General features: G+C 69.6%; 9 protein-coding genes. 7 read left to right on the top strand and 2 right to left on the bottom strand.

Annotated features, from left to right (window positions below; genetic code table 11):
- Both F4X11_02375 and F4X11_02370 read right to left on the bottom strand, forming a co-directional pair.
- The coding region (locus F4X11_02375) for a hypothetical protein (protein MYN63868.1) at nt 1-1,035 on the bottom strand (1,035 nt) is incomplete at its 3' end.
- A gap of 64 nt (nt 1,036-1,099) precedes the next feature.
- On the bottom strand, nt 1,100-2,146 hold the full coding sequence (locus tag F4X11_02370; GenBank protein ID MYN63867.1) for a porin family protein: 1,047 nt from the start codon (nt 2,144-2,146) through the stop codon (nt 1,100-1,102).
- A 300-nt stretch (nt 2,147-2,446) separates the two neighbouring features.
- On the opposite strand from F4X11_02370, the gene F4X11_02365 reads away from it, so the two are divergent.
- The 7 genes from F4X11_02365 to F4X11_02335 all read left to right on the top strand — a co-directional run bounded on the left by F4X11_02365 (nt 2,447) and on the right by F4X11_02335 (nt 11,884).
- Nucleotides 2,447-3,316: a DUF4159 domain-containing protein gene (locus F4X11_02365; protein MYN63866.1), complete on the top strand. Its 870-nt coding sequence runs from the start codon at nt 2,447-2,449 to the stop codon at nt 3,314-3,316.
- 131 nt (nt 3,317-3,447) lie between these two features.
- Nucleotides 3,448-5,727, top strand: a complete 2,280-nt coding sequence (locus F4X11_02360; GenBank protein ID MYN63865.1) for a hypothetical protein — start codon at nt 3,448-3,450, stop codon at nt 5,725-5,727.
- 86 nt (nt 5,728-5,813) lie between these two features.
- On the top strand, nt 5,814-6,815 hold the full coding sequence (locus F4X11_02355) for a hypothetical protein (protein ID MYN63864.1): 1,002 nt from the start codon (nt 5,814-5,816) through the stop codon (nt 6,813-6,815).
- On the top strand, nt 6,812-7,594 hold the full coding sequence (locus F4X11_02350; GenBank protein MYN63863.1) for a DUF4159 domain-containing protein: 783 nt from the start codon (nt 6,812-6,814) through the stop codon (nt 7,592-7,594). The genes F4X11_02355 and F4X11_02350 overlap by 4 nt, the downstream gene beginning before the upstream one ends.
- A gap of 36 nt (nt 7,595-7,630) precedes the next feature.
- Nucleotides 7,631-8,884 carry an AAA domain-containing protein gene (locus tag F4X11_02345; protein ID MYN63862.1) on the top strand — a complete coding sequence of 418 codons (1,254 nt, stop codon included), beginning with the start codon at nt 7,631-7,633 and terminating at the stop codon, nt 8,882-8,884.
- A gap of 1 nt (nt 8,885) precedes the next feature.
- A complete protein-coding gene (locus F4X11_02340; GenBank protein MYN63861.1) occupies nt 8,886-9,803 on the top strand; it encodes a DUF58 domain-containing protein in 918 nt (305 codons plus the stop codon).
- Nucleotides 9,803-11,884, top strand: coding sequence for a VWA domain-containing protein (locus tag F4X11_02335; GenBank protein ID MYN63860.1), 2,082 nt, complete (start codon nt 9,803-9,805; stop codon nt 11,882-11,884). The genes F4X11_02340 and F4X11_02335 overlap by 1 nt, the downstream gene beginning before the upstream one ends.
- Nucleotides 11,885-11,998: the final 114 nt, after the last annotated feature.

The following is an 11,998-nucleotide window of genomic DNA, read 5'->3' as shown; positions in this document are numbered from 1 at the left end:
GAAGTGGTTGGCGGAGAAGCCCTTCGCTTGCAGGTATTCGGCGATCTCCTCGCACCGCCGCCGGGTGGCGCAATAGACGATGGCCCCGCCTGACGCGTCGACGGGCAGAAAGGTCGTGAGCAAGTCCACGATCTGTCCGAGCTTCTCCTGGGGCGTCGTCGGTGCGATGTGGAACGTCAGGTTGTCGCGTCGCGCGCCGCCGTCGAAGATCTTGAGCGAGATGCCGAGCCGTTCCTGGAAGGCCAGCGCCACCAGGACGTCGATGACGCTTTCGTCGACGCCCGCGTCGTCCAGATCGATGAGCGTGGCGGCGTCCAGATTCAGGCGGGGCTGGGTCTCGGTGAGCAACGCCTCGACCACCGGAGAGTCCGCTCGCGCGGCGGCCTCGCGCACGCTCGACACGTCGAGCGGACCCGCAATGGACTGCCGGGCGTCGCGGATCGCGGCGCGCGTCGCCGGCAGCCGGACGTCATCGGACGCTTCGGCGTCCCGCGCCGGGTTGTAGCGGCGTATCTCGATGTGCCCGCGGTCCCCGACGGACACGCTCTGAATGTCGACCCACGTGGAGCGGTTGGACAGCAGGCTGATGCCGCTCATGCGGCGCGGCTCGTCGTTCCCGCAGCGGACCTCGCCCCGCGTGAAGAGGCGGCGTCCGTCGTCGGACCAGTCGCGGCGCTCCCAGCCGTTGCAGTCGCCCTCGGCCAGCGCATGCCGTACGCCGTCGGCGACGAGCGTGCGTTCGACGAGGACCTCGCTGTCGGAGCGCGCCGTGAGCCTGGCGCCGCTTGCATTCTCGGCCGGCGTGATGCAGACGGTGGTGCGCTCGGGGAACTCGGCCCCGTCCTCGGCCGCCGCGCGGTCCACCTGCTCTTCCCAGAGCTGCCAGCAGCCCATCCAGGGAAGCCAGCGCGCATCGGCGAGATCCGCCGCTACGGCTGTCGTTGCCTGCGTGCCCGCTCCCTGCGCCGCCGCCGGCAGAGCCAGAGTCAGTAGCAGACCGAGGACCACGTACGGAGCCCGCTGCATGTTTCGCATTGTCCCATCCCTTGCCATCCAGCGACGATTCCAACTATCGCTGCGCGTTTCCTACCACTATGCGTCAGAACACGAACCGAACGCCAGCGCTAATCCGCAGTCCACTCAGGTCGAGCGGCTCGAAGTTGGCGAAGTCCTCGCCGAGCTCCCCGCTGGCCTCGACGTGGCGGGCCTCCACGTTCAGGTAGACCTGCCGGGACATGCGGATGTCCGCGCCGCCGAAGAGGTGGAGCCCGGTGCCCCAGCCCTTCGACCCGAAGGTATCCTCGAAATAACCGAGATCGTCCACGAACTCCCCGACCTGCGCCAGGTCGTACCGCACGAGGCCGAGCCCTGCCCCCACATACGGGACCACGCGGTTCGGGATCCAGGCGTACTGCCCGATGGCCCGCCCCCGCGGCGCCAGGGCGAACGCCAACTCGCCGCGGAGCTCCACCTGAGACAGCTCCGTGCGCTGCGTGAACGGAAGGCCGTCCTCGCCGATGAAGTTCCGCAACTCCGACTCGTTCAGCGACTTCGCGTAATCGACGCCGACCCGCACGTCCAGCCGCGAGTTGACCCCGAACCCGAAGTCGAAGCCGATCCCCGGCGCATCGAAGTTCAGCAGTCCGTGGTCCGGGTTCTCGTGGTCGTCGTCCGAGCTCCGCCTCACGAAGAGCTCTTCGTTCACGAAGTCGTAGAAGTCGCTCTCGGCCCGCGGGCGATGCAACAGCCCCCGGATGCCGATCGAGAGCCGCGGCTGGCCGAACAGGAAATCGGGCTCCGGAGGCGCAGCCCGCCTCTGGGCGACCCGTGTCCCGGTCGTCGGGATCTCGGGCGACGCCGGGGCCGCGCGTCCAGGCCGCGAGTCGGGCGGAACCCCCCGCGCCGGCGCGGTACGGATCGCCGGCACGCTCACCGCCGCCGCTGCCGGCGGCACGGCTCCGGACCCTGCGGAAGAAGCGGTCTCCACGTGCGCCGGACCGGCGGCAGTTGCAGCGATTCGCGCGGCCGCTGGTTCGCTGCCGGATCCCCAGGCCGCTCCCGGGGCGGTCAGCATGCCGGCGAGACCCCAGACCAGTGGGTGGATCCAAGTCACGAAGCGATGATGCAAGAGCAGGTTGTCGGCCATCGATTACTGCATCTTCGCACAAACCGTACCAGTTGCAACCGGCAGGAGCCGCGGGCGCGCGGCCGTCGCCGATGAGGTGCTTCGCTGTCCGACAATGCGGACGCTGTCACGCGCCGTGGACACGTCAGGACTGCGGCGTGCAGCCTCGCCGGGACGCACGCCGGACGCATCGCCGACCATGCGTCGCTGCTCTCCAGCCGGGCTTTCGCCGCGGGCTGTCGGCCTGCCGGCTGCGCGAACGCTGTGCTATGCTGCGGATTCGGACCCGACGGTTGCGGGCCGAACTTCCTGGAGCAGCCGATGCGGTCGTCAGGCCTCGTACGGATCGCTCTCGTGGCGTTGGCGCTCTGCGGCGCCGTCTTCGCCGTCCGCTCTGCGGCGCCCACCCCGCCCGCTCCGCCGCCCGTCGCGCCGCCGGACAACGGGATCCTGACCGGCCAGGTGCAGCGGGGCCAGCAGGGGTTCGACCCCCGGGAAATGCTGCGCCGCCGCCGTCGCGGGACGCTGCAACAGCCGGCCGGCCCGCACGAGTTCTACTTCACCCGCGCCATCTACAACAGCGGCTGGGGCTGGTCGCGCTGGGCCACCGACTATCCCAAGGCGGACCGGCAGTTCATGACCGTCGTCAACCGCCTGATCGATATCGACGGATCGCCGTACGAGAACGCGGTCCGCCTCGACGATCCGCGAATCCGGGACTTCCCCTTCCTCTACGCACTCGAGGTGGGCGACATCGCACTGAGCGAGGCGGAGATCGAGGGCCTTCGGAACTACCTGCTCGCCGGCGGCTTCCTGGTGATCGACGACTTCTGGGGTTCGTGGGAGTGGGCCGCCTTCGAGCAGCAGATCCGCAAGGTGTTCCCGGAGCACCCGATCGTGGAGGTGCCGATAGAACACCCGGTGTTCAACTCCGTGTACCGGATCGACGAGGTCATGCAGGTGCCGGCCATCGGCAACTACTGGGGCGGCCGGACCTGGGAGCGCGACGGCTACGAGGCGCACGTGCGCGGCATCTTCGACGACAAGGGCCGCCTGATGGTGCTGATCAACTGGAACACGGATCTGGGCGACGCCTGGGAGTGGGCCGAGCGCCCGGAGTACCCGCTGAAGTTCTCGACGTTCGCCGTGGAGATGGGCATCAACTTCATCGTGTACGCGATGAGCCACTGAGCCCGCGCCCGCGGTCCACCTCATTCAGGCGGCACGGCGCTCCATCGAACTGTCGTGCGTGATAGGCTCGCCGGGAGAGATGCCGGGCGCCCGCGGTCCGCGCCGGCGACCGGCGGGGTGAGCGAAACGAGATGCTGGATGCCCTGTTCGAGTTCTTCTTCAAGTACCGGCCGCTGATCTTCGAGCAGGGGGACTTCGCGTTCCGCGCTCCCTGGACCGGCGGACTGGCGTTGGCGTTGGCGGTCGTGGCCGGCTTCGTCACGTGGCGGTCCTACACGCAGGTGCGCGGCAGCAGCAGGCCGGCTGACCGGGTGGTGCTCGCCGTCGTGCGCCTCTCCGCGTTCGCCGTGCTCGCGTTCTGCCTGATGCGGCCGGTGCTCGTCCTGTCGTCCATCGTTCCGCAGCAGAACTTCCTGGGCGTCCTGATCGACGATTCCCGCAGCATGCGGATCGCCGACCGCGACGAGACGCCGCGGCTGCAGTTCGTGCAGGAGCAGCTTGCGACGCCGGAGGGTGACCTGCGCGCCGCGCTCAACGAACGCTTCGCGTTGCGTTTCTTCGGCTTTTCGTCCGACACGGACCGGCTCGACGTCGTCGACGGCCTCGAGTTCGACGGCACGCGGACGCATCTGGGACAGGCTCTCGCCCGGGCCCACGACGAGCTTTCCGACGTGCCGCTGTCCGGGCTGGTGGTGGTGACCGACGGGGCGGACAACGCCGGCGGAGAGCTCGAGGAGTCGCTGCTGCCGATTCAGGCGGCCGGGGTGCCGATCTTCACTGTCGGCCTCGGCCGCGAGTCGTACGAGCGGGACATCGAGCTCGGCCGCGTCGAGACGCCGCGCCGCGTGCTGCGGGGGACCTCCCTCGTCACCGACGTCGTGGTGACCCACCGCGGGTACGCCGGCCGGCCGGTGACCATCCAGGTGGAGGACGAGGGGCGCATCGTCGGGTCCGAGAACGTCACCCTGCTCCGCGACGGCGAGCTTCAGACCGTGCGGTTGCGCTTCACCGCCGGCGAGGCGGGACCGCGTCTGTTCACCTTCCGGGTCTCGCCGCAGCAGGGCGAGATGGTGACGCAGAACAACGTGCGCGAATCGTTGATCGCGGTCGACGACCGGCGCGACAAGGTCCTCTACTTCGAGGGCGAGCCCCGCTTCGAGGTCAAGTTCCTCCGCCGCGCCGTCGAGGACGACGAGAACCTGCAGGTCGCCATCCTGCAGCGGACCGCCGAGAACAAGTTCATGCGGTTCAACGTCGACGGGCCGGACGACCTGGCCGGCGGCTTTCCGCGCACCCGCGCCGAGCTGTTCCAGTACCGGGGGCTCATTCTCGGCAGCATCGAGGCCAACTACTTCACGCCCGACCAGCTCCGGATGATCTCGGACTTCGTCAACCACCGCGGCGGCGGGCTGCTGATGCTCGGCAGCCGGCGGTCGTTCGCCGAGGGGGGCTACGCCGGGACCCCGGTCGCCGACGTGCTGCCCGTCGTGGTCGGCGAGCCGCGGGGCGACGGCCAGGATTCCTTCTTCGTCGAGGTGGCGGTGGAGCCCACCCGGGCCGGGGCCACCCATGCCTCGACGCAGATCGCCGACACCGAGGAGCTGTCGGCCGCGCGCTGGCGGGAGCTGCCGCCGATCACCATCGTCAATCCGGTCACGGAGGTGAAGCCGGGCGCGACGACGCTGTTGACGGGGGCGGACAGCGATCTGGTGGTGCTGGCCTTCCAGCGCTACGGCGCCGGCAAGTCGATGGCGTTTCCGGTGCAGGACTCGTGGACCTGGCAGATGCACGCCGACATCGCGGTCGACGACATGACCCACGAGACCTACTGGCGCCGGCTGCTCCGGTGGCTGATCGACGGCGTACCGGATCAGGTGGTCACCGAGCTGCCGCAGGATCGCGTGCAGCCGGGCGAACCGGCCACGATTCTCGCCTCGGTGGGCGACGCGAACTTCGAGGAGCTCAACAACAGCCTCGTGGTGGCGTCGGTGACGCATCCGAACGGCGAGTTCACCGACCTGCCGATGGAGTGGACGGCCCAGCGGGACGGCGAGTACCGCGCCAACTTCACGCCGTCGACGGAGGGATTCTACGAGGTGCGGGTCGAGGCGCTGGCGGACGACGAGCTGCTCGGCGAGGACGTCACCTACCTGCAGGTGGCCCCGAGCGACGCGGAGTTCCACGACTCGACGATGCGCGCCCCGCTGCTCGAGCGGATCGCCGTCGAGACCGGCGGCCGCTTCTACACGGCGGAGACGGCGGCCTCGCTGGCGGACGAGATCCAGTACGTGGGCGGCGGCGTGACGGTGGTCGAGGAGCACGACCTCTGGGACATGCCGATCCTGTTGATGCTGCTCGCCACCCTCGTGCTCGGCGAGTGGAGCTTCCGCCGGTTCCGGGGACTCGCGTGATGCCGGGCAAGAGAGAGTGTGAGATGCGTGGTGGGGCCGCGTTCCCGGCCGGGAGTCGCGCGGCGTGCGTTGCGTGGATGGTATCGGTGCTGGTGTTGGCGGGATCGGCCGCGCCGGCGCACGCGCAGCAGACCCACCTGCTGGTCATCGTGGGGCTCGGCGGCGACTCCGTGTACACCGAGCAGTTCCATGCCTGGGCGACGACGCTGGTGAACGCGGCCACCGAGCGCTACGGGTTGCCCGCCGACAACGTCACCTACCTGGGCGAGAGGACCGAACTCGACCCGGAGGCGATCGCGGATCGGTCGACGATGGAGAACGTGTCCGCCGCCATCGAGTCGATCGCCGAGCGCGCCGGCCCGGCCGACCACGTCGCCATCGTCATCTTCGGCCACGGCAGCTTCACCGACCGCGCACGCCTCAACCTGCCGCGCCGCGATCCGTCGGCCGAGGACTTCGCTCCGCTTCTCGACCGGCTGGGCCGCCGGCGGGTGACGTTCGTGAACACCGCCAGCGCGAGCGGTCCCTTCCTGGAGGCGCTCTCCGGCGAGGGGCGCGTGGTGATGACGGCCACCCGCAACGGCCGCGAGTGGAACGCCACCCTCTTCGGGGGCTACTTCGTCGAGGCGTTCGCCGACGGCGAGGGAGAGGCCGACCAGGACCGCAACGAGCGGGTGTCGATGCTCGAGGCGTTCGTCTACGCGCGCCAGCGGGTGGTCGCCGCCTTCGAGGCCGAGGGAATCCTGCAGACCGAGCATGCCCTGCTCGACGACAACGGCGACGGCGTGGGCACGGACGCGCCGGATCCGCTGGCCGGCGACGGCATGGTGGCCCGGACCGCCTTCCTCAGCGCCGGCGAGGATCTCGCCACCGCGCGGATGGCGTTCCCCGACGATCCGGAGTTGCGGCCGCTGTACCTGGAGCGGGCCGAGATCGAGGCGCGCGTGGACGAGTTGCGGGTGTTGCGCGGGGGCGCCGACCAGGAGCAGTACGAGGCGGAGCTCGAGCGGCTGCTGATCGAGCTGGCGTTGAAGAGCCGGCAGATTCGGCAGCTGGAGGCGGCCAGGGAAGCATCGGATCCGCGATGAGGAGAAACCGCCGACTCTCGGTGACCCGGCCGGCCATGGGAGCGGCGGCGTGCGCCCTGGTGCTCGCCGCCTTGGCCGCGACCGCCGGCATGGCCGGCGCCGACGTCCTGCCGGGCAACGTCGCCTACGACGGCCGGTTCACGTTCGTGCGCCTGCGCTACGACATGAACTGGGGACTGCGGAGCGGCCTGTTTCGGCGCGACATCAAGTGGGCCCACGACTACCCGCGGGCCGAGCAGAACTTCGGCAGGATCGTCGAGGAGATCAGCGACCTCGACATCTACCTGGCGCCGAACGGGGGCAACGTGCTCCCGCTCGACGACCCCGATCTGACCCGCTTCCCGGTGGCCTACATGGCCGAGCCGGGCTTCTGGCAGCCGACCGACGAGGAGATCGAGGGCCTGCGCAACTACCTGCTCAAGGGCGGCTTCATCATCTTCGACGATTTCACCGGCTGGCACCTCGAGAACCTCACCGCCCAGATGGCGCGCGCGCTGCCCGGCATCCGGCCCATCGAGCTCGACATCTCGCATCCGATCTTTCATTCCTTCTTCGACATCGAGACGCTCGAGATGGCGCCGATGTACGGGCCGCCCCCCACCTTCTGGGGTTTCTTCGAGGACAACGACCCGTCCGGCCGGATGTACGCCATCGCCAACTACGAGAACGACATCGGGGAATACTGGGAGTTTTCCAACACCGGCTGGTACGCGGTCGACGTGACCAACGAGGCGTACAAGTTCGGCGTCAATTACGTGATGTATGCGTTGACGCACTGAAACACGACCAAAACCGGCGGGCGTTCTTCTGCAGGGATGAACGGCCGCAGACGCGAGGAGACCTTCGTGGAGCCAGACACCCCGGCCACCGAGCCGACCGACGTGGTGGAACCGACCGGCGGCGTAACGGAAGCGATCGAGGCGACGGAAGCGACAGGCGCGGCCCGGACGGCGGACGACGCGTCGGCGGCCGAGGACGTCGCGGCGGACACGGAAGCAGCGGCGGAGCAGGCCGGCGACGAAGCGCCCGCCGTGGTCGCGGCGGGGCCGGCCGATCTCGAATCCCCCGACGACATCGCGCTGGCCGACAAGCTGAAGGCCGGGCGCGAGCAGATTCTGTCGGAGCTGCACAAGAAGATCATCGGCCAGGACGAAATCATCGAGCAGGTGCTGCTGACCCTGTTCGTCGGGGGCAACAGCCTCATCGTGGGCGTTCCGGGGCTCGCCAAGACGTTGCTGATCCAGACGATGGCGCAGGTCCTCGACCTGAAATTCGCCCGGATCCAGTTCACCCCCGACCTGATGCCCTCGGACATCACCGGGACCGACATCATCCAGGACGATCCGGAGACGGGCGGGCGCAAGATGGTGTTCGCGCCGGGTCCGGTGTTCACCAACATCCTGCTCGCGGACGAGATCAACCGGACGCCGCCCAAGACCCAGTCGGCGCTGCTCGAGGCGATGCAGGAGCACCGCGTGACCGTGCAGGGACGGACCTACGAGCTCGCCGAGCCGTTCTTCGTCTTCGCGACGCAGAATCCGATCGAGCTCGAAGGGACCTATCCGCTGCCGGAGGCGCAGCTCGACCGGTTCATGTTCCACATCGTCATCGAGCATCCCCCCGAGCACGAGGAGCTCGAGGTGGTGCGCACGACGACGATCACGAACAACCCGGACTACCGGCACGCGGTGACCGGCGACGACCTCGTGGCGTTCCAGGAGCTGGTGCGCAAGGTGCCCGTGTCCGAGGCGGTGATGCGCTACACCCTGGAGCTGGTCCGGACGAGCCGGCGGAACGAGAAGGACGGCGACGGCCCGGATTTCGTCAAGAAGTGGGTGCAGTACGGGGCGAGCGTGCGCGCGGCGCAGTACCTGATCCTCGGCAGCAAGGCGCGGGCGCTCACCCAGGGGCGCTACCACGTGAACTTCGACGACATCCATGCGCTCTCGCGCCCGGTGCTGCGGCACCGCGTGCTGCTGAATTTCCACGCCGAGTCCGAGGGCATCACGTCCGATCAGATCGTCGATCAACTGGTGGAGGCGGTGCCGGTCCCGGCGTCGCAGATGTAGCGTGGCCGCCGACCCGCCTTCGTCCACGCCCGGCGCGCGGTTCGTCGATCCGCAGGTTCTCGGGCGCATCGGGAACCTGAAGCTGCTGGCGCGCAACGTCGTCGACGGCTTCATCAACGGCCTGCACAAGGCGCCGTATCTCGGCGTGTCGGTGGACTTCGCCGAGCACCGCGGCTACATGCCGGGCGACGACATCCGGTTCATCGACTGGCGGGTGTTCGCGCGCACGGACCGCTTCTACGTCAAGCAGTTCGAGGCGGACACGAACGCCAACTTCTCGGTGCTGTTCGACATCTCGCGCTCGATGAGCTTCGCCAGCCGCGGCATCTCCAAGCTGGACTACGGACGCTATCTGGCGGGGTGCCTGACCTACTTCGCCACGACGCAGCGCGACCGGGTCGGGATCGTGACCTTCGACGACGACATCGTCACCCGGGTGCCGCCCTCGGCGAAGCACCTCGACGTCGTCCTGCACACGCTCGACCGCATCGAGGCGGGGCGGCCCGGATCGTTCGAGAAGCCGCTGTTCCGCATGACCGAGTTCTTCAAGCGCCGCGGCATCCTGCTGCTGATCTCGGACCTCTACGACGAGCCGGAGACCATCGTCAACCGGCTGAAGCCGCTCAGCTACGGCGGCAACGACCTGATCGTGTTCCACGTGCTCGATCCCGCCGAGGTCGACTTTCCATACGCCGAGGCGGGCAACTTCCGGGATCTGGAGACCGGCCAGCGGATGCCGGTGGTGCCCGAGAAGCTGCGCGAGCAGTACCGCGCGCTGATCGCGGAGCACATCGAGCGGCTGACGAAGCTCTGCGCCGAGAACAAGATCGACTACGCCTTCTTCAACACCGCGCAGCCGATGGACCACGGACTGTTCCGATTCCTGGCGATGCGCGAGAAGCTGAATCGGGTGCGCTGATGGGATTGCTGGCCCCGCTGTTCCTGCTCGGACTCGCGACGATCGCCGTGCCGGTCATCCTGCACATGATCCAGCGCGAGCGGAAGGACGAGGTGGAGTTCCCCTCGCTGATGTTCCTCCGCAAGGTCCCCTACCGTTCCTTCCGCCGCCAGCGGATCCGGCACTGGTTCCTGCTGCTGCTGCGTTGCGCCGCGCTGCTCCTGCTGCTGTTCGCCTTCGCGCGCCCCTTCATCCGCGCCGCGGCGCTGGCCGCGGTGACCGACGGCGCACGCGAGGTGGTGGTCCTGCTCGACCGCTCCTACAGCATGAGCTTCGGCGACCGCTGGGACGCGGCGCAGACGCTGGCGACCGACACGATCGCTGCGCTGGACCCCGGCGATCGCGCGACGGTGATCCTGTTCGACGGCGGCGCCGAGACCGGGCCGCGCTCGACGACCGACCGCGCGAGCCTGCGCAATCTGGTCGCGAACGCGGAGGTCGGGTCCGGGGTGACCCGCTACGGTCCGGCCCTGAAGCTCGCCGAGGGCATCTTCGAGAGCTCGGACCTGCCGCGCCTCGAGGCGGTGCTCATCACCGACTTCCAGAGGGCCGGTGTCGAGAGCGCGGTCGGCGTCCGGTTCCCGCAGGGGACCGTGCTGACACCGATCCCGGTCGGCGGGGACGACGCGGCCGCGGCGAATGTCAGCGTGGCCGGCGTGCTCTTCGAGCGCGAGTACTTCTCGGGCCGCGAGCGAATCCAGGTGGCGGCGCGGCTGACCAACCGGGGGGGCGCCGCGATCACCGGCCTCGAGGTGGCGCTGGACATGGAGGGCCGCGAGATCGAGACGCTCACCGCCGACCTGCCGCCGGCCGGCTCGACGACGGTGGATTTCGCGCCGGTGACGCTCGGCGACGCGCAGATGTTCGGGGCCGTGCGCATCGCCCCGGATGCGCTGCCGGCGGACGATGTCTTCCACTTCGTCGTGTCGCCGGGGCAGGTGGTCACGGTGCTGGTCGTCGGCAGCGCCACCGCGCCGGACGACGCCAACCTCTTCCTGACGCGCGCGCTCGGCATCGGGTCCGAGCCGGCGTTCGACGTGCGGGCGACGACGCTGGAGAGCTTTTCGGCGCCGGACCTCGCGGACCGGCAGGTGGTGGTGCTGAACGACACCCGGCCTCCGGCGGGCGCCGCGGGCGAGGCGCTGGCCGCGTTCGTCGAGGCGGGAGGCGGCCTGCTCGTCGTGGCGGGGGAGCGGACCGCGTGGCCGCAGGACGATCCGGGCCTGCTGCCCGGCCGGGTGGGCGCACCGGTCGATCGCGGAGGCCGCGGGGGGTCGCTCGGCTTCGTCGACTACAGCCATCCGGTGTTCGAGGTGTTCAGCGCGCCGCGCAGCGGCGACGTCACGACCGCCCGTTTCTTCCGCTTCCGGCCGGTGGAGCCGACGGCGGAGGCGACGGTGGTGGCGCGCTTCGACGACGCCAACCCGGCCCTGATCGAGCGGCGGGTCGGCGCCGGCCGGGTGCTGCTCTGGGCCTCCAGCATCGACACGTTCTGGAACGACTTCGCGAAGAAGCCCGTCTACCTGCCGTTCGTCCACCGCATGATCCAGCACCTGGCGGACTACGCGCCGCCGACGCCCTGGTTCCTGGCGGGGCAGGTGCTCGACCTGGCCGAGCAGGAGGTGTCGCTCGGGGAGGGCGGGACGGCCGCCGCCGAATACGTCGTGATGTCGCCGACGGGCGAGCGCCTGCCGGTCGCGGTGGGCGAGCGCCGCGGATTCCTCGACCTCACCGAGCAGGGCGTCTACGAGGTCCGCGACGCCAACGCGGCGGAGGAGCTGCCGCTGATGCTGGCCGTCAACGTCGATCTGGCGGAAGCGGATCTGTCGGCGGTCGACCCCGAGGAGCTGGCCAGCATGGTCACGGGCCGCGCGGGCGGCGACCGCACCGCCGCGGGCGGGCCGGTGCGCGTGATCCCGGCCGAGGACCTGGAGCGGCGGCAGTCGGTCTGGTGGTACCTGCTGGTCGCGGCGGCGCTGCTCTTCGTGGCCGAGACGCTGGTCTCGAACCGGCTCTCGCGCACCGTGCTGAGCACCGAATAACCTGCGCTCACCCCGCGGAGCCGCGTGTTCAGGTCCGCGCCTCGTGCGGACGGTAGGGCGCGGCTCGGACGTATCCTTGCCCGCCCGCGGGTGCGGACGCTGTCGAACGATGTC

This window comes from Acidobacteriota bacterium, from assembly GCA_009861545.1.
Taxonomy (GTDB): Bacteria; Acidobacteriota; Vicinamibacteria; order Vicinamibacterales; family UBA8438; genus WTFV01.
The sequence above is the reverse complement of the archived record's forward strand: the minus strand, read 5'-3'. Positions and strand labels throughout refer to the sequence as shown.